A 20,620-nucleotide genomic window follows, 5' to 3' on the forward strand; every position below is an offset into this window, starting at 1 on the left:
GGGGCGCCGGCCTGACAGGAAGTGCCGGCCTGACCGGCTCGACCGGGAACGCGGGGTGGGCAGGCTCGACAGGGAGCACCGGGGGTGCAGGGGACCCGTCGGCGTCGTCGTCCCCGCCGGGGTCACCGCCGTCGCCGTCGCCGTCGCCGTCGCCACCGCCGTCACTGCCGCTTCCGCCGTCGTTGCCGTCGCCCGACGTGCCGTCGCCGCCGGACAGCACCCGGTCGCAGAACCGCCCGATCCTGTCCGCGCCGTTGGCCGCGTCCTCGAGGCGGCGCCTGCGGTCCTCGTCGAGCCGCCCGCTCCGGTAGTCGCGGCAGGCTTCGACGGTCTTGCGATACCGATCGCCGAAACCGTCGCGGTCGTTCCCGGAGGGCTGGTCCGTCCGGCCGTCCTCACGGCTGCCGCCGCCTGCCCCCTTGTCGAGGCCCGTCCCGCCCGTGGGCACGGATGCGCCGGAGGACGGGGGCGCCGACGGGCTGCCCGGGCCGGACGAGGGCGCCACCGGAGTCGTCACCCCGTCGTCGTCCGACGGGGCATCGGAGACCAGCGGTCCCGGGGTGACGGCGGCCGAAACGGAGGAGGCGGGCGCAGGGTTGCGGTCGCCGCCGAAGGGAGTGGGCAGCAGACCGGTCCCGGCGGCGACGGCCACACCGCCCACCGCGAAACCGGCGAGCGAGGCGGCCAGTCCCCAGCGCACGGGCCGGGCCCAGCGGACCGGCCGCGACGACGCGGGTGCCGCGAGCTGTACGGTCGGGAGCAGTTCCGCGCCGCCGCCGTCGCGCGCCTTGCGGAAGGCCGCGAGGGCGGCCTCCTCGCCGCGCAGCGGCTCCGCCGCCGGTCTCCCTCCCGGCCAGGCACCCGGGGTCCGTACGGCGTCGAGCGCGTCCGCGAGCCGGCGGGCCTGGTGCTGTGTGTGATCGCCGATGGACTCCACCTGGTCACCGCGAAGCAGTCGCTCCGCCGCATCCTGGTCGAGCCACTGGTACCGCTCGTCGGCCATCACATGTCCTTCTGCGTCCGCGGACGCGTATGCGTCACACCGGCCGATCGTGCCGCTCCGGGGCGGAGGCCGCGCTGCGGCGGTACAGCGCCGAGTTCCGAGCCGCGCCCGAGAGTATCCCCGGCCCCGGTACTCATGTGACCGCCGGGCTCGCCGCCCGCGTTGATGAGCTCGGCCAGCCGCTTGAGTCCTCGGTGCGCGGCGGTGCGTACCGCGCCGGGCCGCTTCCCGAGTGTCTTGGCCGCGCTCTTCGCGTCGAGGCCGACGACGACGCGCAGCACGACGGCTTCGGCCTGGTCCTGCGGCAGTTGGGCGATCAGTTCCATCGTCCGGCCGGTGGCGAGAGCCTCCATGGCCTCGTCGGCGGTGTCGGACTCGGCGGGCTTCCCGGTGAGTTCGGTCTCGTCGCCGCCGATCGCGGGGCGCCGGCCCCGCATCCGTATGTGATCCAGCGCGCGATTGCGGGCGATCCGTGCCGCCCAGCCGCGGAAACGGTCCGCGTCCCCGCTGAACCGTTCCAGGTCCCGCGCTATCTGCAGCCAGGACTCGGACGCGACATCCTCGGCGTCCGGTTCGCCGACCAGCGTGCGTATGTAGCCGAGCAGCCGCGGATGCACGGCGCGGTACACAGTCCGGAAAGCGTCTTCGTCTCCGTCCTGAGCCGCGAGCACCGCGGCGGTCAGCTCCGCGTCGTCCCCCAGCACTCCCACTACCCGTTCGTCATCGCGGCTGGTCACCGCCGCCGCACGCCCCTTCGCGCAGAAGCACGCTACGTGCCTACCGCTGGGTACGTCCATGTCTTGTACAACTTGCAACATTCTGCTGCAGCCGTGCGTGTGACAGAAAACGCACCCCTGGCGCTGTAGGTAGTACGGGGTCGCTCAGCGACCCCGGCGGACGACGACCGGGGCCTCTCCTGTGGGGGGTGGCGGCCCCGGTCGTCCTTTCCGAACTTCCCGCCGCAGAACCCCGCACCCGCTCCGGGCTGCCGGTAGAGCCGCCCCCGGGAAGACATGGCGGTCCATCAGATTCCGCACGGGTCAGGCCGGGCGTGACGAATCGCGACCGCTGTGCGCTGGGGTAAGCGCTCGCACCCATGCACCACCCGCCCGAACCGCAGCGAACCAAGGGATTACGTACCGTTCATGAGATCTCGTCGCATATGGGTCACGGCTGCCACTGTGGTGGCCGGACTCGCCGGAGTACTCGTCTTCGAGGGGGTGACCGGCGGACCTTCGGCGGACGCCGGTCTGGAGAACAAGGCCGGACCGGTCAAGGCAGATTCCCGGACAACTGCTCTGAAAATGGACGGCGGTGGCCGTAACGCCTCGCTCGCCCGGCACGACACCGAGCCCTTCAGCATGCTCGGAGTGACGTGGACGGATCCGGCCGCCCGGGTCACCGGCACCGTCGAGGCACGCACCCGCGCGGTCGGCTCCGGGAAGTGGTCCGACTGGCTGAAGCTGGACGGGGACAGCGGCCCGGGTGAGGGCTCGGCCCGGCGCGGAGGGACCGAACCCGCCTGGGTGGGTGCGTCCGACGGAGTGGAGGTGCGGGTCACGGCGGGCGGCACGACCTCGTCCCGCCTTCCCGCCGGGCTGCGCCTCGACATGGTCGACCCCGGCAAGGGCGGCGGCTCGGCGATGGAGCCCGCCGCGTTCGTGGCGGAGGAGACCGTGACCCCGACTCCGACGTCGGAGTCCCCCGTCCCCGACGACACGGCGTCGGCGCCCACGTCGTCGGCTCCGGCCGAGGAGCCGACGGACACGCCGACGGACACGCCGACCGACACGGCGTCGCCGAGCCCGACGGCATCGGAGTCCGCGGCACCGAGCGAGTCGGCCTCCCCCTCGGCGCCGGCCTCGTCGTCGCCCGCCCCCACGGCCACGGCACCGACGGCCCCGCCGTCCACCGCCCCGCGCCCGCCGATCACCTCACGGGCCGGCTGGGGAGCGGACGAGTCGATCAGCCCGGAGGAGCCGGGCTATCTGCCCGGCGAGAAGATCAAGGCGGTCGTGGTCCACCACACGGCCGAGAGCAACACCTACTCCTGCGCCGACGCCCCCGCCGTGGTGCGCGGCATCTACACGTACCACGTGAAGCAGCTCGGCTGGAAAGACCTCGGCTACAACTTCCTCGTCGACAAGTGCGGGACGGTCTACGAGGGCCGCAAGGGCGGCGTCGACCTGCCCGTCCTGGGCGCCCACGCCTACGGCTTCAACACCGAGACGACCGGCATCTCCGTGCTCGGCACGTACACCGACGCCGCGCCCTCCCAGGCGGCGATGACGTCGGTGGCCCGCATCGCGGCCTGGAAGCTGGGCCAGTACGGCGTCAGCCCGACCGGGACCGCGACGCTCACCGCCGGTGCCGCCGGCCAGAACTACTTCGGCGCCACCTGGGCCCAGGGCGCCCAGCGGACGCTGCCGGCGATCCACGGCCACCGTGACGGGTACAACACGCAGTGCCCGGGCACAGCCTTCTACGGTCAGCTCGGCACCATCCGCAGCTGGGCCGGCGGCCCGGTCACCGGACTCGCCGTCAAGTCCGTCACCGGCGGCGGCATGTCCGGTTCGACGTACTACACGAAGGCGGGCATCACCGTCGGCTGGTCGGCCTCGACGCCCGCCGCGCTGATCGGCACGTTCGAACTCCTCGTCGACGACAAGGTCGTGGCGACCGCTCCCGGCTCGGCCACCTCCGCCAAGGCGACGCTTGCGGTCGGCACCCACAAGGTGGCTGTGCGGGCGGTCCACCAGTCCGGGAAGACGGCCACCTCCGCCGCCGCCACGGTGGTCGCCGAGACCACCGCGCCGGTCTTCACGACGAAGCCGTCGCTCGCGCTGCGCACGGGCACGGTGAACACCACCGCAGTGCCGCTCACGCTGTCCTGGAAGGCGAGCGACACCGCGGCCCTGAAGGAAGTGCGGCTGACCGCGCCGGTCGCCAAGACCTACGGCCCGACGGTGACGAGCGCCGCCCACACCGCCAAGTCCGGTGTGGCCACGGCCTGGAACATGACGGCCCACGACCAGGCCGGCAACACCGCCGCCGCATCGGTCTCGGGGACGCCGGTGATCCTGCAGGAGACCTCCGCGGTCCGGAGCGGTACGTGGTCCACCAGGTCCTCGACCAGCTACCTCGGCGGCGCGTCCTACTCCGGCACCGCCAAGAACGCCTCCTTGACGTGGACGTTCACCGGACGGTCCGCGGCCTGGGTCGTCTCGCGCGCCTCCACGTCGGGCCAGGCGTACGTCTACGTGGACGGGGTGAAGGTGGCGACGGTGGACCTCAAGTCCGCCACGACCAAGTACCGCGACGCGATCTGGACGAAGACCTGGACCACATCGGCCAAGCACACGGTCAAGATCGTGGTGGTCGGCACGGCCGGCCGGCCGACGGTGACGACCGACGGACTCGTCTACCTCAAGTAGTCGCGTGAGAACGGCGCCGCCGCTCACCCGCATCGCCGGGTGAGCGGCGGCGCCGTTTCGTCTCCGGGTGTTCGGCGCCGGGTCAAGGGGCCGTCCTGGGCCCCTGCTTCGCTGGTGGTCCGGTGACGCCGGGACCTAACTCCTTGGCCGGCTCGCCGGATCCGGGGCTGCCTTCCGGACTGTCCTCCGGACTGTCCTCCGGGCTGTCCTCCGCGGGCTGTTGCGGGCCTTCCTGAGGCACCTGTGCCGAGCCCCGGCCCCGTACCGGATCAGGGCCGGACTGCGGCCCCTGCCCGGCGGTCAGCCGCTCGCAATAGGCGCGTACATCCTCTGGACCGCCGGCTTCCGTTTCCAGCCTTCTCATGGCCTCGCCGCGGGGCGGAACGCCCTTGCGGTCCAGGGCCGCCAGATACGTGCGGCAGCGCGCGGCATCGGCTTCTGCCGCGTGAGGAGGCACGGGCGCGGCGGGGCCCGAGGGCGCGTCCGTGGGTCGCGCCGCGTTCTCCGCACCCCGCTCCGTGTCACGGGTCTCCCCCTGGCCCGGCTGATCAGGGCCGGGCGTCGCGGGGGAGCTCTGTCCGGGCCCCGGCTCCGTGCCGGCCCCGAACGGCGCGGGGATCACGCCGTTCCCGGCCGCGACCGCCACGCCACCGAGCCCCCCCACGGCCAGACCCGTGAGCAGCCCTCTGACGAACAGAGACCCGCGGCGCCGCTCAGGGGCGGGCCGCCAGTCGTCCCGGGCACGCCGCCACCGCGCCGGTGCGGCGTGCAGGCCCTCGTCCCGCGCCACGCGAAAGGCCACGACCGCCCGCTCCTGAACGGCCGCATCCGGCGTGCCGCCGCGGCGTGCCGCCGCGAGGAGAGCGCCCAGCTCCGGGGTTCGGACGTCTTCCGGCTCCGGCTTCATCGTTCTCCTTCCAGCCCGCTCCGCCCTGCGGGCGCCTCGCCGCCCGGGGCTCCGGTGTGCGCCAGTCTCCCGGCAAGTCTCTTCAGTCCGCGGTGCGCTGCGGACCGTACCGCCCCCGGCCGTTTGCCCAGCACCCGCCCCGCCGCCGGACCGTCCAGCCCGACGACCACGCGCAGCAGCACCGCCTCGGCCTGGTCGCGGGGCAGGCTCCCGATGAGCGCCAGCGCCCGCTCGGTGGACACGGACTCCATCGCCGCCAAGGCGGTGTCGTCCGAGTGCGGCAGTTCCAACAGGTCCTGCTCCAGGAGCGAGGGGCGTGGGCGCCGCTGCTGTCTGCGCAGATGGTCCAGCGCCCGGTGCCGCGCGATCGTCGCCGTCCAGCCGCGGAACCCCGCCCCGTCCCCGCGGAAGCGCCCCAGATCGCGGGCTATCTCCAGCCACGCCTCGGACGCCACGTCCTCGGCCTCCTCGCCGACCAGCCCCCGCAGGAAGCCCAGGAGCCCCGGCTGCACCATCCGGTACGCGCGCGCGAACGCCTCCTCGTCCCCCTGCTGGGCCCGCTCGACGGCAGCGCCGAGCTCCGCGTCGTACGCGCCCACTCTTCGCTCTTCGTACCGGCCGGCCGCCGGACGCCGCGTCCGGGGGCCCATGACCCCGACCCGCGCGGACACCTCACGTCGCGTCACGGAGAACTCAGCACGACACCGTTCGACTGCCGCGGCCGTGCAGCAGCAGATAGAGCCGCTGTACGGACTCCTCCGGGCCGCCCGCCTCGAAGCGCTTGACCACCTTGCCCAGCGGGTTCCAGGCGCGGCCGTCGGGCATCCGGACGCCGACCGGCTGCCCGAAGAACTCCCGCTGGTCGGCGTCGAAGTCGACCCACTGGCCTCCGGCCCGGCGCACCATGACCTCGCCGACGTACGCGCCCAGCCCTCGCAGGACTCCCTCGACCTGCGCCCGCTCGGGGTGGCCCCGCCGGAGTCCGTCGACAACGAAGTCGACGATCCGCAGGCTGGCCACGGAGTAGTCGAGCGGCAGCCGGTTCCGCTCGGTCAGCTGCGCGACGAAACGGGTGACGTACGCGCGCATGTCCTGCGCGCCGGGCAGTATGCCGAAGTCGCTGTCCATGTCTGATCAAGCGACAGCGCTTTCATGAGTATCACGGGAGCCACGCGTATCCGTTGTCACACCAGAAACTTCCACCACCCGTACAACCTTTGCCGGCCTTCAGGCGTCGAGGGCGGTCGGTCGCGGGTCGGCTGTCGCCAGTCGCGCGTCAGCCGATCGCGATACGTGGGTGCACCGAGGGCTCGATCCACCCCATGATCCGGTCCATCGTCCCCCGGGGCACCGAGACGCACCCGGCGGTCGCCCCGCTGCCGTTGACGTGCAGGAAGATCCCGGCCCCGCGTCCGGGCACGGCGGGCCGGCGGTTGAAGTCGATGACGAGGGCCTTGGCGTACTGGGTGGGGTGGTCGACGAGGTGCTCGCTGCCGCGCTCACCGGACTCGGTGAGCGGGAAGTCGGCGCCCTCCTCGGTGTGCAGCGAGTTGTAGAACTTCGACTCCGGGTCCTGGACCCACCAGTGACTGGAGTTGACCTTCGTGTACGGCATGGCGGTGCCGCCGGCCTCCACACCGAAGCCCTCGGTGATCGTGTACGTGCCCGACGGCGTGGTGTACGTGTTCTGGCGGCGCGTCGCCCCGTCGACGACCCCGTTCGACCCGACCCGGCCGCTGTCGGAGATGACCGCCTTCCAGCCGGACGAGCCCTTGGACCAGGCCGTGACCGTGGCGTACGAGCCGCTGGCCTTCACCGTGATGACCTGCGTGGCATCGCCGACGTTGACCGGCACGGGGAAGTCCGGCGCGGCGGGAGCGGCGGCCTGTTGGTCGTTCTGCGTACCGCCTCCCTCGGCGCGCGGCGTGGCACTCGCCTGGGCCCGGCCGGACGCCTTTGCGGAGGCGGACGCATTCGCCGAGGCCGAGGCGGAAGCTGACGCGGAGGTGGAGGCGGAGGTGGAGGCGGAGGCGGAGGCGGAGGCGGAGGCGGAGGGGCTCCCCGACGGGGACGCTCCCCCGTCCTGCGCCTCCTGCGTGGCGCCGGGCGCCACGGACACGACGGACCCGGCGGAGCCGGTGCCGCCAGGCTCATGACCTCCGCACGCCGACAGCAGCAGCGTGGCACTGCTTACAGCCATAGCAATACAAAAGGGATGTGGCGAGGGCAGCACGAAGTCATCCTTGGTTTGCCGGAAGGGCGCGCCACACCATGGCCGCGCGACAAGGCCGGCCGGTTATATACGCTGGCCGCGGCCGAAAACCAGGCGACACGCATTTCGTCCCATAAAGGATGAACCGATCTGCCTACAGATCCGTGACTCGGTGACACCATCGGTTCACCCCTGATAGCTCCGGCCGGTCGCTTCCTCGCGCGCCCAGGCGGTGAACTCGGCGACCACCGGACAGCCGGTCTCGACCCGGTCGAGCAGCGGTTCCAGCGCGGCAGGGCCGACCCGGTCCACGTTCAGCAGCACCTCGGCCGGCCAGGGGCGTCGTCGGTGAAACGCGCGGAAGGGACCTCTGATCTCCGCCGGCAGCTCACTCCGGTCCTGCCGAGTCTCGTCAACCGGAACCGGGGGCCGCGCTACGGCCATTCCGGACTCGTGATGTTTCGGCGGCGGCACGCGCTGGGTTGAACGTGCCGGGATGGACCGGCGCGCCCACTCCCTGCCCGCGCGATCCGCACCACCGACAGGACGTCTCATGCGCATCCGAACCACCGCCGTCGCCGTCGTCTCGGCCGCTGCCCTGCTGACCGGCTGCTCCGGTTCCGGCTCCGGCTCCGGCTCCGAGGACGCCGGTTCCAAGAGCCCCGCCGCCGGGCAGGGCGCCTCCGAGCAGCCCACACAGCCGGCCGCCGCGGGACCGGTCCTCACCGAGGCTCAGCTCAAGCAGGCGCTCGTCACCAAGACCGAAGTCGCGGGCTACCAGGCCGAGGACAACAACATCGCGGCCCTGCGCCCGAAGGCCGACAAGGACGAGTGCCGCGCGCTCGCCGACATGACCGCGTCCGGCACCACCCGTACCCCCGTGGCCGGCGCCTGGGCCAGCCGCAATTTCAGCTCCGCCGCCAAGCCCGGCATGTCGGTGACCACCAGCCTCCTCTCGTACGAGGGCGACGGCGCCCAGCAGACCGTCGCCGACATCCGCAAGGCGGTCGAGGCCTGCGCCGACGGCTTCTCCACGACGGGCAACAACGGCGGCGCCACGGTCACATACGTATCGGTCGCCGCCGAGGAGGCTCTCAAGGGCGGCGACGAATCGGTGTCCTGGGTCATGACCGGCGAAGCACAGGGCCAGCAAGTGCCGATGCATCTCACTGCGGTGCGCGAAGGCAATGCCCTCGCGGTCTTCTTCACGATCCACCTGCTGTCCCCGAAGGAGGCCGAGCTGCCGCAGGACCTCTTCGATGCTCAGCTGACCAAGCTGGCGGAGGCCGTCAAGCCGGCCTGACCCGGCCGGGCCCTCAGGACGGCACGTACGTGACGTGCGAGGCCCCCGCGCGAGGGGACGCCGGGCCGGCCTCGGGCAGTTCGCACCAGACGGTCTTGGTGCCGGGCCCCTGGTACACGCCCCAGCGCAGGGCCACCGCGTCGAGGAGGGCGAGGCCGCGGCCGGTCTCGTCGCTCTCGGCGGCGCGGCACAGGACGGGCGAGGCGCGGGGATCGGGTGCGGTGACCTCCAGTCGCGTACGGCCGCCTTCGGCGGCTCGGACGACGCGGACGGTGACCGGCACGCCGTCGCCGAGGTGGCGGATGACGTTCGTGAGCAGCTCGCTGACGCACAGCTGGAGGTCGGCGCAGGGGACGCCGACGTACTCGCGCACGGTGCGGCGCACTTCGGGCACGGCCTTCGGGGTCGCAAGGAGGTCGAGAGTCAACGGCAGCATCAGGCGGTCCCCTTGCGCAGGGCGGCGAGCAGGGCGCGAGCGGTGGTCAGATTGCAGTTGCCCAGTGCGATCAGCGGCCGGGTGGGGCAGCGGGCCGCGAAGGTCGGCAGGTCGATGCCGAGCGACGGCAGCGTGATGCCGTGGGCGGCGAGTGCGGCGCGGAGCTGGTCGATGCACTCGTCCGCGTCCGTCGTGTCGTACATGGAAAACGCCTTCCTGTGCGCTCTGTGACGAATCACTCACACAGTGACGCGACAGCCCCTAACGTGAAAGGGGTTCCGATTCCCGGCCGTGAACAGCGCGAACTCGACGCGCAGTTGGGACTGCGCGGGGAAACGGCGGGAACGGTCGGGTAACAGCACCAGGCGGTGAACGATGGCACGACGCAAGGACATCGACGGATCGGCGGGCGTCCCCACCTTCTACGGCAAGGAGCTGCGCTGGCAGCGGGAGGAGGCCGGGCTCACGCTCCAGCAGCTGGTGGAGGGCAGCTTCTACGGGCCGAGCCATCTGAGCGAGATCGAGCGCGGCGAGCGGCGGATGCCGGCGGAGCTGGCGGAGCACGTGGACCGGGCGCTGAAGACGGACGGCTTCTTCAAGCGGCGGTGCGAAGACGTAAGGAAAGCGAGGCGGCGAGGGCACGCGCATTACTTCGAGCGGGTGCTGGAGGCGGAGAAGCACGCGGAGACGATCGAGGAGTGGAGCCCGACTCTCATTCCTGGTCTCCTGCAGACGGAGGCGTACGCGCGGGCGTTGGTGCAGGCGGCGATGCCACTGGCCCCGAACGAGGAGGTGGAGGAGAAGGTCGGCGCCCGCATGGCGCGCGGCCATCTCTTCGAGGACGACCACAAGACCCCGATGTACTGGGCGATCCTGCCCGAGGTGCTGCTGCGCCAGCCGATCCTCCCGCCAGAGCAGACGGCGGAACAGCTGTACCGCATCGCGGCGTTGGGGAGGCGTCGCCGGATCGTTCCACAGATCCTGCCGTGGAACTGCGGCCCGCACCCGCTCATGATGGGGATGGTCAAGGTGATGACCTTCCCCGACGCCCCTCCTCTGGTCTACCTGGAGTCGCAGCACAGTGGCGACACCATCGACGATCCGGCGCTCGTGGAGGAGTACCGCAGGTCGTACGATCTGCTGAGGGCCGCCGCACTGCCACCGGAGGCGTCCCTCGCCATGATCGAGGAAGCGGCTGAGGATTACCGAAATGGCAAGCAACCGGATTGACTTGAGCACTGCCGTCTGGCGCAAGAGCAGCTACAGCAACGGCACGGGCGGAGACTGCGTCGAGATCGCCGACGGCCTCCCCGGTGTCGTCCCCGTACGCGACTCCAAGGTGCCGGACAGCCCCGTCCTCATGGTCCCCGCGGGCGCCTGGGCCGCCTTCGTCACCGCCGTCAAGGCGTAACCGCGAGGGACTCCACGCACCGCCCGAGTCACTTCGGGCGGTCGGTCGGCTTCCCCGGCTCCTGTCCCTTGGACGGCTTCCCGGCCTCCGGACCGTCCTTCGGGCCGCCGGGCTTCTGCTGCTCGTCGGCCAACAGCCCCTCGCACCAGACCCGTACAGCCCCCGGACCGCCGGCTTCCGCCTCCAGACGCGCCATCGCCTCACCGCGCGGCGGTACGCCCTTCCGGTCCAGCGAGTCCAGATAAACGCGGCACAGCGCATCGTCCACCGCGGAGCCCCCCGCGCCCTGCTTCTGCCCGGGCCCGCCGGAGCCTGTGGATCTCCGGGACGGCGTGACCGAGGCTCCCGGTGTCTCCGTCTCCTCCGTCGTCCGGCTCTCTGTCGGCTGCGGCCTGTCCGGAACGGGCTCCTCGCTGCCGCCGAACGGCGAGGGGATCACACCGTTCCCCGCCGCGACGGCCACGCCACCCAGTGCTCCCATGACCAGGCCCGCGATCAGCCCCCTGACGAGCAGACGACCACGGCGTCGCTCGCTCGCCGGCCGCCAGTCCTCCCGTCCGCGCAGCCGCCACCGCGGCACCGGTGCGGCGTGCAGCCCTGCGTCCCGCGCCGTACGAAACGCCGCGAGCGCCCGCTCCTGCGCGGCCGGAGACGGCGCACCGGGACGACGCGCCGCTTCGAGCAGCGCGTCCAGCTCTGGGGTGCGGGGCTCTTCCCGTTCGTCCCGTTCCCGTGTCATGTCGTCTCGTCCTTCAGCGCACGCGCTCGCGTGTGGGCCAGTCGTTCGGCCAGTCTCTTCAACCCCCGGTGTGCTGCGGATCGTACGGCCCCGGGCCGCTTGCCCAGCACCCGCGCCGCCGCGGGCCCGTCAAGACCGACGACGACCCGCAGCAGCACGGCCTCGGCCTGGTCCTGAGGCAGACTCCGGATCAGCGCCAGCGCCTGCTCGGTGGAGACGGACTCCAGGGCCGCGTCGGCCGTGTCCCGCCCGCCCGGAAGTTCGAGCACGTCCTGCTCCAGCAACGACGTCTGCGGCCGCCGGCGCTGCTTGCGCAGATGATCCAGCGCCCGATGCCGCGCGATCGTCGCCGACCAGCCCCGGAACCCCGCGCCGTCCCCGCGGAAGCGCCCCAGATCGCGGGCGATCTCCAGCCACGCATCGGAGGCAACGTCCTCCGCGTCCTCGCCGACGAGTCCCCGGAGGTACCCGAGCAGCCCGGGCTGCACCACCTGGTACACCCGCGCGAACGCGCCCTCGTCCCCCTCCTGAGCACGCGCAACGGCGACGCCGAGCTCCCCGTCGTACGCCTCCACACTTCCCTCTTCGTCTGTGCCCCGGAGCTCCCGCACACCAGCAGCTACAGCTCTGCACCTGCTGAACGAACTCCCACGCCCCCACCTCGAACAGTCCGACCACCTTACCCACCGGTTCTGACATCGGACCGTCGAGCACCTGAATCCTGGTCGCACGTACGTCCGTCGCGACCACTGCCGTTCGACGACATGGTGGTGCGGAGCCTGAAGGGAGGCTGCCCGGATGATCGAGCGGGAGGCCGCGGTCCGAACCGTCGAGGCAGAGCTGGAGCGCGACCACCGAGACAGCCGGGCGTCGGGCGTAGAGCCGATGCGTCTGGCTGTCGTGAACGTCGAGGAGCACGATCGGTCCGGATCGTCTCGTCGCAGTCCGAGGAGTACCTGCGCACCCGGGACCCGAAGTATGTCGAGGCGTACCTTCTGCGCGGAGTGCGCGGGCGGGTCCGCGAAGAGCTGAGCGGTCCCACGGCCGGGCCCCCGCCAGGCCCCCTCGGCCCCTCGCGAGGCGCTCGAAACGTTCTGACGCCTCAGGGAAGCGTGTCAAGCCGGTTCACGCAGGTGCACGAGCCGTCGTGGTTGCGTCCCACGCTGTCGTACGACCAGCAGTGCGGCGCGGGCGCGAGCGTCCACATCGGAGGGCCGGCCGCGAGCACGTCGGGCAGCGCTGCCACGTATGAGCTGAGCCTGTTCGTTCGCGAGCCGAAAGGCCGGTGTCTGCTGATCAGCCGGTCGTGATGACGGGTTCGGGACCAGGGAAGCCCTGCGGCAACACCTTCGCCGAAACGGTTCCGGAGACGAGTCCGGAGAGATGCACGGGCCGCGTCTCAAGGCGGTCCGGTCATACAACGACGGCCCTGCCGAGGACCAGGTCCCGGACATTTCGGGTGCGACCGCCGACCTCTCCTGGCTCCGCTCCGAGGCGTCCCGGCGATGTCGCGAAGAAGCGGCCCGGATCAGCGCAGACCCGCGGGCAGCTCGATCCGCCCGTCGTACGTGCCCTGGTTCTCCTCCCGGACGTCCTGCTCGTACGCGATGCCCTCACCGCCCGCGTATGGGGCGAGGATCCCGAACTCGAAGCGGTGGCTCTTGATCCGGTACGTCGTAGCGTCCAGGACCAGTACCTCCTCCAGCCGGGACAGGGTCAGCTGCTCCTCGTTCACCGGGACGCCGGCCTTGCGCAGTTGCTCGGCGGTGGGGTCGAACTCCCGCTCCGCCTTCTTCGCCCACGCCCGGTCCATGACGGCGGTCAGTTTCTGCCCGCCGCCGGTGACCCGGAGTTCGATCGTGCCGTCCGCCTCGGTCAGCTTCACGTCGCCACCGCCTGCGGCCTGCGCGTACGTCCGGAACTCCTCGATGACCGCCACCGGGTCCTCGGTCTTGTTCTCCATCTCGGGGTCGGAGGCGGGCGCGTGCTTCCACGCCGCGCCGTCCTCCTTGAGGTACGCCGTGCCGTCGACGACGTAGATCTCCTCGCCCTTCTTCGTCCCCTTGCTGCTGGTGCTGACGCCCTCGGAGTGCAGCGCCTCGGGCTCCGTACCGCGCCGGACCGTGGCCCGATAGGTGGCTGCACTCTGCTGCCCCTGAAAAGTCAGCCCCTCCCGGCCCGTGACGGAGAAGGTCCATCCGCTTTCGCCGGCCATCGCCTTCTCGGCGAGGTCGAGGAAGTCCTGCGGCGACTCGGGGCTCTGGGGGGACGGCTCGGCGAACGGCGTCGCCCCGGAATTCCTCGCCCCGGCCTCCGCAGGCTCCTCCCCCGCACCGCAGGCGGCGAGCGGCAGCACGAGCGGGAGAACGAGTGCGGTGGTAAGGCGGCGAGTGCTCATGGATCTCTTCCTTGCGTGAGGGCGGGGCGCGCGGACTGTACAGCAACGGCCGACCCCTGATCACGCCGACGCCCATTGCACACGAACCGCCATGAATGCCCTGCTCCGCCTTCCCGCCGCCGGAGTCGGCAGAGGCCCCCCGGGGCCCCGAGCGCCCTCGGCCCTCCTCCGTAAGGTGGCGGCGTCAGGTTTTCCCTCTCACGCCATCCGTGCCGGAGGCTTCCGTGACCGTCGCCGCTCGCCTCGTCGCCACCGTCGCCGCTCCGTTGGACCCGGAGTCGGCCGACGCTCCGCAGGTGCTGCACTGGCCCGGGCGCAGGCTGCTGGTGCAGCGCGGGGACACCGAGCTGGTTGTCCGCGACCTGGACGGGGAGGGGACGGAGGTGCGCTTCCCCGCGCCCTGGCCCCGCCGGTACGGCTCGGTGACGGTCTCTCCCACGGGTGATGTTGCCGTGTTCGCCGGCGTGCACGCGTTGCGAGCCGTGGATCCGACCGGCGCAGTGCGGTGGGAGATCCGGCACGGTTGCTGGTCCGCCGCCGTGTGCACCGAGGCCCATGCCTCGTTCTCCGAGTACGCCGACGATTTCCACCACGGCCACGCGGACAGCGGCTCGGCGGCGTTCTCATCGGACGGCAAGCTCCTCCGGGCCCACATCCGCACCTACGCGGGGGACGACATCGAGGAGCAATGGCTCGTCCTCGACCCCGCCGACGGCGTGGTGCTGACCCGCGCCGCGACGAACACCGTGGGATCGGGCTCCTTCCACTCCCCTCATCCGAACCCGGCGTACATGGGGCTGACCGTCGGCGAGGGCGACGACGACTCTCCGCTCCTCTGGGGACACTGGGACGGCACCACACTCACCTTCGAAAAGCTCGTGGGGGAGATCTTCCTGGCCGCCGGACCGTCCGGGCGGCACTTCCTCACCACCGACCCCGGGCAATGGGCCCTCTATCTGCACCGGGCTTCCGACGGTGCGGAAGCGCAGCGACTGAATGCCGCAGACGCCGTATCTCCGCTGCCGGGCGACGACATGGCCAGATGGCACTACGAGGCCGCGTTCCCCTACGAGGACGGCGCTGTAGTCGGCACCGAGGACTACGCCGACGTCCCGCGTCACTGGCTCGTGGATCCGCGCACCATGTCCGTGGGTGGCCCTGTCGCTTACCCCTTCCCTATCTCGGGAAGCCCACGTTCCGCGGGCGAGGGCACGTGGTACACCGTCTCCAGGGACCGGACGTCCCTGCACCTGTGGGAGCTACCACGCGGGGACTGACGAGCCGTGTTCACGGTGTGGCCGTGTGGCCCGACCCGCGCATCGAGATCGACGCTTCCGCACCCTGCGGAAAACGCTGCGGCCGGCCCTCTCGGGCCGGCCGCAGTCCTCGATGTTCGGTTGTCGCTACGGGCTTCTCGAACCGATGTCAGACGACGTCGTTCTCGACCTCCTCGTAGACCCGGTCCCACCAGGTGATGGCCTCACCGGTGAACGCGGCCGGATCCTGCTCCTCCAGCTTCCGGGCGATCTCCGTTCCGAAGGCGACCCGGGCCTCTTCCGCCGGGTCGTCCTCGTCCTCGTCGTCCTCCGGCTCGAGGTGGTCGAAGTCGTCGAGGTGCTCGGTCCGGTGGTCCCACGCGGCGAGCGCGTCGAGGAAGGCGACCAGGGACGAATTGACGAACCGGGGCTCGGGCAGGGACGGTTCCAAGAGCACGACACGTGCCTTCTCGTCGAGCACGTACTCGGACACGTACGAGTCGCCGAGCTGCGATTCGTGCTGGCCGAGCCGCCAGAACGGCCCGGCAGCACCTTCGCCCGCCCGTGAGAACGCGCCGCCGTGGGGGCTGGGGTAGAACATCCCGTCCACCTCGGCAGGCAGCCCGTACTCGCGCGCCGTCTCCAGAGCTTCTCGCACAGGCTCGGGCCACTCGGCCGCCGACGCCAAGACTTCGGTGCCGAGACCGTGCGTTCCGGCCTCGTCCCATGACGTGGACGTCAGCCACTGCGGCACGTACGTCACTGGCTTTCCCTTCGAGAAGGTCGCTTACAACAGGTGATCGAACGCCCCGCGCCGGATCTTTGTCAACGTGCGCTTGAGCTCGTTGATGCCGGCCGAGCGTGCCTTACCGGGGCCAGGCCCCGTGCCGTGCGGATAGTCGATGCTCCAGGACACCTTCTCGGGCCTTGCCGGCGCCACCACCGGTTCGGACGGCGGCGCACGACAGAAGGGGCGCTTCGCAGGAGAGAAGCGCCGGGAGGGGCCGATATCTGGCCGCGCTCGGAAACGGCGGCCCTCGGCTCCCGACAAGGGGCGCGGGCACCCCACGCCACAGAGAGACTGTCCGTTTTGTCCGCTCGGGTGTGCGGCGACGCGGCCGTCGTGTATAACCGCTGCGCCGTCCGACGGGAACACGGATCCCCCCAACTCCGCGCGACCGAGGCAGGACTGCGGCCCTGCGCCGACGCAACCGCGCCGCCGCCGCCTCGTTCCCCCGTTCGGCCGGGACTGTCATCCGCACACCCGCATACCCGCACACCCGAACTGCCGTCGGCCGCCACAGGCCACAGGCACTGATCAGCTGCGTACGAGGGATGGGACATGAGTCCGAGGGGAGCCCGCGCTCGGCGGGCGAGCATGAAGAAGCGCGCGATCTGGCTGGCGGCGGGAGCCGTCATCCTGGCAGGCACCGGAGTGACGGCCGTTGCCGTCACGGGTGCTTCCGAAGGCGCCGGCGGCGACGACGGGACCAGCCCGGCGAAGGCCCATGTGCTGGCGCTGGACGGCAAGGACCCGAAGAAGCGCACGCTGCCGCGCACCGACACGCAGTTGTTCTCGCTGGTCGGCGTCTCCTGGCAGGACAGCAACGACGTCTTCGAGGGCACCGCCCAGATACGCACCCGCAAGGCCGCCACCGGTGAGTGGACCGAGTGGCGCGATCTCGACTTCGACGTACGGGCGCCGGAGTCCGCCGAAGGCAAGGCCTCTGGCGTACGCGGTGCTTCGGAGCCGCTGTGGGTCGGGGCCTCGGACGGCATCGAGGCGCGGGTCCTGGCGGACGGCGAGGAGACCGCCGTGCCCAACGCGCTCCGGCTCGACATGATCGACCCCGGCGAGACCACGAAGGGCAAGGGCAACGGCGGGGGCAAGGGAAGCGGAAAGGGCAAGCCCACCGCCTCACCCGATACCTCGCAGACCCCTGTCGACCCCGCGCCGCAGCCCTCGGAGTCCACGCCCGGCACGGCGCCCACGGACGAGCCCACGACCGCTGCCCCCAGCACCGACCCCGGGGACACCACCGGCGGCTCCGGCGGCGAGACCTCGCAGCCTCCCACCGAGGAGCCGACCGGCACGCCACCCGCGCCCGAGGAGCCGGCCCCGTCCACCGAACCGACCGAGCCCGGCCCGGGCACGGATCCGACGGACGGACCCACCGAGGCCCCGACCGAAGCACCCACCGAGGAACCCTCGGGTCAGCCCTCGGCCGAGCCCCCCACCAGCGAGGCCCCCACCGAGCCCACGCCCAGCACGGCGCCCACGGAGGAGCCCACCGACCCCGCTCCCACCGACCCGAGCGGCGACCCCGAGCCGAGCGCGACATCCCCGTCCGCCCCGGCCATCGTCAGCCGCGCCGACTGGGGCGCCGACGAGACGCTCGTCCAGGACCCGCCCTCGTACCTCGGCAAGGTCGACGCGGTCTTCGTCCACCACACCGCCGGGACGAACACCTACGACTGTGCGGAGTCGCCCGCCATCATCCGCGCGATCCTCACGTTCCACGTGCAGACGAACGGCTGGAACGACGTCGGCTACAACTTCTTCGTCGACAAGTGCGGAACGGTCTTCGAGGGCCGCGCCGGCGGCATCGACCGGCCCGTGCTCGGCGCCCACACCTACGGCTTCAACAGCTACTCGTCGGGCATCTCCGTCCTCGGCGACTACGAGAACGGCGGCACCCCGACGGCCGCGGCCAAGCAGGCCGTCGCCGACGTCGCCGCCTGGAAGCTGGGCCTGCACGGCGTCGACCCGGAGGCGAAGGTGACGCTCACCGCCGCCGCCGACACCGGCGTCTGGACGAAGGGCCAGGCCGCCACGCTCAACACCGTCTCCGGACACCGCGACGGATACGCCACGCTCTGCCCCGGCGCGAGCCTCTACTCCGCCCTTCCGGGAATCCGCACGGCAGCGGGCAGTTCCCCGTACGCCGCCGGAAACTGACGAGCACGACGACAACCACGACGCCGGCGGCCGGGGCTCTTCGACTGAGCCCCGGCCGCCGTGCCCCACGCCCGCGTTGTCAGCTGCTGTGGACGCCGACCTCGTGGAGGGAGTAGCCCCATCCGGTGCCGCGTTCCAGCCCGTGAATGCGTACGTAACGAGCTGATGTCTCCGTGAACCGTGCCGTGTCCAGGCCGCCGTCACCGTCGGTCGTGGACCACACGGTCCGCCAGTTCGTGCCGTCGGTGGAGACCTCGATGCGGTACGCCTTCCCGTAGGCGCGCTCCCAGTCGAGGCTGACGCGCGAGATCGGGTGCCGGTCCCCGAGGTCGATCCGGAGCCACTGGTCGTCGCTCCAGTCGCTCGCCCAGCGGGTGTCGGCCCTGCCGTCCACGGCCCGGTCGGGCGCATAGCTGGTGAACAGACTCCACTCCGACGAGCTGGCCGATGCGGCGCCGCCCGAGGCGAGGTTCACCCCCGGCTCGTGGTTCTCGGAGGCCCTCCAGGTGGTGAGGTAGGACTCGGCGCCCCGGAAGAGGTCGTCCACGACGTCCTGGCCGCCGACGACCCGGATGTCCTCCAGCCAGTCCGGGACGAGTCCGTAGTGCGCGGCCCCGTCGCTGTTGATGTCCCACGTGCGCTCACCGGTGGTCTGGCGGTCGATGACGGCGCCGCCGTCGGCACTCCGGAAGGGGTAGCGCACCGGGTTCGGGGTGTCCGCGCCGCGCGGGCCCGGCCAGCCGCCGACGCCGTTCATGTCGGTGCCGTAGCCGTACCCGACGCCGTACTTGTCACGCAGCGCCTCCGTGCGCTTCGCCTCCCCGATGAACCCTTCGGAGCCGTGCATGTACTGGGCGATGAAGCCGCCGAGACCGTAGACCCGCTCGGTCCAGTTGAGGTCCATCCAGCTGTGCGAGGAGATCACACCGGCGTACGACTCGGACTCGAGGATGTCGAGGGCGCGGCCGGTGGCCTTGACGCTCATGTGGTCGATCTCCAGCATCATCCCGCGGTTCATCATGCCGCGGACGGCGTACTCGCCGAGCTCGGTGAGACCGCGGGTGTTGCACTGCGCGTCCGCGGCGTACGAAGGGACGGCCACCCCCGGCGGCAGCTTCTTCTCCGCCTCGGGTGCCGCCGCCAGGCCGATGGGGTTGTCGTGCTGCGGCCCCGTGCACTTCTCCGTCTTCCAGAAGGTGCCGGTCGACAGGAACTGGCCGACGTTGATGGCCGTGCCGAGGGTGCCCTCGTCGAAACGGACACCGCACAGGGCGTTGTCGAACTTGTGGCACAGGAACATGCTGCGTACGCCCAGGCCGTACAGCTCGTCCAGACCGCGGTCGATGTCGTCCTTGCCGCACTGGGCGATGTCCAGGATCTGCTTGCAGCCGAACGGTTCGGAGGTCTCGACGCCCAGGACGACGGCCAGCTTGCCCTGCTCGATGACCTCGCGGGCCTGCGCGCTGTCGGTGACGATCCTGAACCAGCCCTTGCCGGGGCCGCCGTACATCCCGTCGATGTAGGCCTGCAGGTCGTACGTCTTCTGCGCCTGCAGGCGGATGGAGGTCATCTCGTCGCAGCTGCGGTCCTTGAAGAAGTAGACCGAGCAGATCACTCCGTTGGTGACGAGGTCGTTGACGAGCACCCGCTGACCGCCGCGCCAGGCCCGCTCGACCCAGGCGTAGTAGTTCTGCTGGTGGGTGAGCGAGTCATGGGCCGGCCAGTCCTTGAACGTCGGCCATCCGTCGGGGTCGTGCCTGCCGTCCCCGCCCTTGGTGATGAAGTCGAAGACCGCGAGCGAACCGTCGGGGTAGTGCTCGGGGCAGTCCTTGAGCGCGTCGGCGATGCCCTGCTCGGAGAACGTCTTGCCGCAGATGAGCCGGCCGCCGAAGGCCTCGTTGGACATCAGGTGGTTGTGCGCGTCGACGAAGCCCCGCACCCGGCCCTGGGCGTCGGTGCCTTTGAAGGGCTCTCCCGTGACGTTGATCTGCGAGTCGGGCGTCGGCCGCGCGGCCGGGGTCCACCAGTCGGCCGCGGCTTCGGCGCCGGCCTCGGCCGAGGAGGAACTGGGGCCCGTGCCGAGGACCAGGGCAACAGCGGTGAGGAGCAGCACCAGTACCGTGATGGGCCGGCTGCGTGTGCGGTGCGAGCGTCGAGTCGTGGTCGTCACTCATGCCTCCGGTGTCTTCGCTCAGAACATCGGTGAGCGGGTGGGGGGTCTCGTGGAGCTGAGCCCTGCCGGCGCACGACCACTGTGGACTTGTCATGGCCGCGCAAGCAGTGCGTCGAGAAAAGCGGCTGTGAGACAAGGTGTCAATGCTCTGGGACTTGCGACTCGACGGCCCGGCCGGATTCCTCGGACCGGCGGGCGCCGGAGGGTGACGCGGCGCGCTGTTCGCCGACGTGCGCGCGGTGCGCTGCGAGGAGGCGACCGCAGCAACGCGATGAGCGTGCGGCACGACGACCGCAGCAACGCGATGAGCGTGCGGCACGACGACCGCAGCAACGCGATGAGCGTGCGGCACGACGACCGCAGCAACGCGATGAGCGTGCGGCACGGAC

Annotated in this window: 19 protein-coding genes; 6 read left to right on the forward strand and 13 right to left on the reverse strand. The window is 71.4% G+C overall.

Annotation, left to right across the window (positions count from 1 at the left end; all coding sequences use genetic code 11):
- Nucleotides 1-1,003 (reverse strand): hypothetical protein (locus tag ACWCP0_RS00775; RefSeq protein ID WP_451076719.1); only part of this gene is annotated, 1,003 nt, incomplete at its 3' end.
- On the reverse strand, nucleotides 1,003-1,707 hold the full coding sequence (locus tag ACWCP0_RS00780) for an RNA polymerase sigma factor (RefSeq protein ID WP_451076998.1): 705 nt from the start codon (nucleotides 1,705-1,707) through the stop codon (nucleotides 1,003-1,005). The genes ACWCP0_RS00775 and ACWCP0_RS00780, both read right to left, overlap by 1 nt.
- Nucleotides 1,708-2,148: 441 nt before the next feature.
- Here ACWCP0_RS00780 and ACWCP0_RS00785 point away from each other — a divergent pair, with 441 nt between their 5' ends.
- A complete protein-coding gene (locus ACWCP0_RS00785; protein WP_451076720.1) occupies nucleotides 2,149-4,437 on the forward strand; it encodes a peptidoglycan recognition protein family protein in 2,289 nt (762 codons plus the stop codon).
- 903 nt (nucleotides 4,438-5,340) lie between these two features.
- Here ACWCP0_RS00785 and ACWCP0_RS00790 read toward each other — a convergent pair.
- The 4 genes from ACWCP0_RS00790 to ACWCP0_RS00805 all read right to left on the reverse strand — a co-directional run bounded on the left by ACWCP0_RS00790 (nucleotide 5,341) and on the right by ACWCP0_RS00805 (nucleotide 7,880).
- Nucleotides 5,341-5,994, reverse strand: coding sequence for an RNA polymerase sigma factor (locus ACWCP0_RS00790; RefSeq protein WP_451076999.1), 654 nt, complete (start codon nucleotides 5,992-5,994; stop codon nucleotides 5,341-5,343).
- A 43-nt stretch (nucleotides 5,995-6,037) separates the two neighbouring features.
- Nucleotides 6,038-6,472, reverse strand: a complete 435-nt coding sequence (locus ACWCP0_RS00795; protein ID WP_451076721.1) for a hypothetical protein — start codon at nucleotides 6,470-6,472, stop codon at nucleotides 6,038-6,040.
- A gap of 148 nt (nucleotides 6,473-6,620) precedes the next feature.
- Nucleotides 6,621-7,544 (reverse strand): L,D-transpeptidase family protein, encoded by a 924-nt coding sequence (locus ACWCP0_RS00800; RefSeq protein ID WP_451076722.1) that lies wholly within the window; start codon nucleotides 7,542-7,544, stop codon nucleotides 6,621-6,623.
- A 198-nt stretch (nucleotides 7,545-7,742) separates the two neighbouring features.
- Nucleotides 7,743-7,880, reverse strand: coding sequence for a hypothetical protein (locus ACWCP0_RS00805; protein ID WP_451076723.1), 138 nt, complete (start codon nucleotides 7,878-7,880; stop codon nucleotides 7,743-7,745).
- A 229-nt stretch (nucleotides 7,881-8,109) separates the two neighbouring features.
- On the opposite strand from ACWCP0_RS00805, the gene ACWCP0_RS00810 reads away from it, so the two are divergent.
- Entirely contained in the window at nucleotides 8,110-8,859 is a 750-nt protein-coding gene (locus tag ACWCP0_RS00810; RefSeq protein ID WP_451076724.1) for a hypothetical protein, read from the forward strand.
- 13 nt (nucleotides 8,860-8,872) lie between these two features.
- On the opposite strand, the gene ACWCP0_RS00815 is transcribed toward ACWCP0_RS00810, so the two are convergent.
- Nucleotides 8,873-9,295, reverse strand: a complete 423-nt coding sequence (locus ACWCP0_RS00815) for an ATP-binding protein (RefSeq protein ID WP_451076725.1) — start codon at nucleotides 9,293-9,295, stop codon at nucleotides 8,873-8,875.
- Entirely contained in the window at nucleotides 9,295-9,498 is a 204-nt protein-coding gene (locus ACWCP0_RS00820) for a hypothetical protein (RefSeq protein WP_451076726.1), read from the reverse strand. The genes ACWCP0_RS00815 and ACWCP0_RS00820 overlap by 1 nt, the downstream gene beginning before the upstream one ends.
- Before the next feature lie 172 nt (nucleotides 9,499-9,670).
- On the opposite strand from ACWCP0_RS00820, the gene ACWCP0_RS00825 reads away from it, so the two are divergent.
- Together ACWCP0_RS00825 and ACWCP0_RS00830 are read left to right on the forward strand one after the other, a co-directional pair.
- Nucleotides 9,671-10,525, forward strand: a complete 855-nt coding sequence (locus tag ACWCP0_RS00825; protein ID WP_451076727.1) for a helix-turn-helix domain-containing protein — start codon at nucleotides 9,671-9,673, stop codon at nucleotides 10,523-10,525.
- Nucleotides 10,506-10,706: a DUF397 domain-containing protein gene (locus tag ACWCP0_RS00830; protein WP_451076728.1), complete on the forward strand. Its 201-nt coding sequence runs from the start codon at nucleotides 10,506-10,508 to the stop codon at nucleotides 10,704-10,706. The genes ACWCP0_RS00825 and ACWCP0_RS00830 overlap by 20 nt, the downstream gene beginning before the upstream one ends.
- Nucleotides 10,707-10,734: 28 nt before the next feature.
- On the opposite strand, the gene ACWCP0_RS00835 is transcribed toward ACWCP0_RS00830, so the two are convergent.
- From ACWCP0_RS00835 to ACWCP0_RS00845, 3 genes are all read right to left on the reverse strand, one after another.
- Nucleotides 10,735-11,445 carry a hypothetical protein gene (locus ACWCP0_RS00835; RefSeq protein ID WP_451076729.1) on the reverse strand — a complete coding sequence of 237 codons (711 nt, stop codon included), beginning with the start codon at nucleotides 11,443-11,445 and terminating at the stop codon, nucleotides 10,735-10,737.
- A complete protein-coding gene (locus ACWCP0_RS00840) occupies nucleotides 11,442-12,020 on the reverse strand; it encodes an RNA polymerase sigma factor (protein ID WP_451076730.1) in 579 nt (192 codons plus the stop codon). Before ACWCP0_RS00840 ends, ACWCP0_RS00835 begins: the two co-directional genes overlap by 4 nt.
- A gap of 953 nt (nucleotides 12,021-12,973) precedes the next feature.
- Nucleotides 12,974-13,843, reverse strand: a complete 870-nt coding sequence (locus ACWCP0_RS00845; RefSeq protein ID WP_451076731.1) for a hypothetical protein — start codon at nucleotides 13,841-13,843, stop codon at nucleotides 12,974-12,976.
- Nucleotides 13,844-14,067: 224 nt separating this feature from the next.
- Here ACWCP0_RS00845 and ACWCP0_RS00850 point away from each other — a divergent pair, with 224 nt between their 5' ends.
- A complete protein-coding gene (locus ACWCP0_RS00850; protein ID WP_451076732.1) occupies nucleotides 14,068-15,120 on the forward strand; it encodes a hypothetical protein in 1,053 nt (350 codons plus the stop codon).
- Nucleotides 15,121-15,268: 148 nt separating this feature from the next.
- Here ACWCP0_RS00850 and ACWCP0_RS00855 read toward each other — a convergent pair whose 3' ends face one another.
- Entirely contained in the window at nucleotides 15,269-15,862 is a 594-nt protein-coding gene (locus ACWCP0_RS00855; protein WP_451076733.1) for an SUKH-4 family immunity protein, read from the reverse strand.
- 579 nt (nucleotides 15,863-16,441) lie between these two features.
- Here ACWCP0_RS00855 and ACWCP0_RS00860 point away from each other — a divergent pair.
- Entirely contained in the window at nucleotides 16,442-18,058 is a 1,617-nt protein-coding gene (locus ACWCP0_RS00860) for an N-acetylmuramoyl-L-alanine amidase (protein WP_451076734.1), read from the forward strand.
- A gap of 79 nt (nucleotides 18,059-18,137) precedes the next feature.
- Here ACWCP0_RS00860 and ACWCP0_RS00865 read toward each other — a convergent pair whose 3' ends face one another.
- The gene (locus ACWCP0_RS00865) at nucleotides 18,138-20,174 is read right to left on the reverse strand and encodes a discoidin domain-containing protein (RefSeq protein ID WP_451077000.1); all 2,037 of its coding nucleotides are present in this window, start codon (nucleotides 20,172-20,174) and stop codon (nucleotides 18,138-18,140) included.
- Nucleotides 20,175-20,620 lie beyond the last annotated feature (446 nt).

The organism is Streptomyces sp. NPDC001970 (assembly GCF_053594115.1).

Excerpts from the sequence above, each read along its gene's own strand:
- ACWCP0_RS00795 (WP_451076721.1), bottom strand. The coding sequence starts at position 6,472 with ATGGACAGCGACTTCGGCATACTGCCCGGCGCGCAGGACATGCGCGCG.
- ACWCP0_RS00810 (WP_451076724.1), top strand. The coding sequence starts at position 8,110 with ATGCGCATCCGAACCACCGCCGTCGCCGTCGTCTCGGCCGCTGCCCTG.
- ACWCP0_RS00815 (WP_451076725.1), bottom strand. The coding sequence starts at position 9,295 with ATGCTGCCGTTGACTCTCGACCTCCTTGCGACCCCGAAGGCCGTGCCC.
- ACWCP0_RS00860 (WP_451076734.1), top strand. The coding sequence starts at position 16,442 with ATGAGTCCGAGGGGAGCCCGCGCTCGGCGGGCGAGCATGAAGAAGCGC.
- ACWCP0_RS00820 (WP_451076726.1), bottom strand. The coding sequence starts at position 9,498 with ATGTACGACACGACGGACGCGGACGAGTGCATCGACCAGCTCCGCGCC.
- ACWCP0_RS00835 (WP_451076729.1), bottom strand. The coding sequence starts at position 11,445 with ATGACACGGGAACGGGACGAACGGGAAGAGCCCCGCACCCCAGAGCTG.
- ACWCP0_RS00800 (WP_451076722.1), bottom strand. The coding sequence starts at position 7,544 with ATGGCTGTAAGCAGTGCCACGCTGCTGCTGTCGGCGTGCGGAGGTCAT.
- ACWCP0_RS00830 (WP_451076728.1), top strand. The coding sequence starts at position 10,506 with ATGGCAAGCAACCGGATTGACTTGAGCACTGCCGTCTGGCGCAAGAGC.
- ACWCP0_RS00790 (WP_451076999.1), bottom strand. The coding sequence starts at position 5,994 with ATGGGCCCCCGGACGCGGCGTCCGGCGGCCGGCCGGTACGAAGAGCGA.
- ACWCP0_RS00785 (WP_451076720.1), top strand. The coding sequence starts at position 2,149 with ATGAGATCTCGTCGCATATGGGTCACGGCTGCCACTGTGGTGGCCGGA.
- ACWCP0_RS00845 (WP_451076731.1), bottom strand. The coding sequence starts at position 13,843 with ATGAGCACTCGCCGCCTTACCACCGCACTCGTTCTCCCGCTCGTGCTG.
- ACWCP0_RS00825 (WP_451076727.1), top strand. The coding sequence starts at position 9,671 with ATGGCACGACGCAAGGACATCGACGGATCGGCGGGCGTCCCCACCTTC.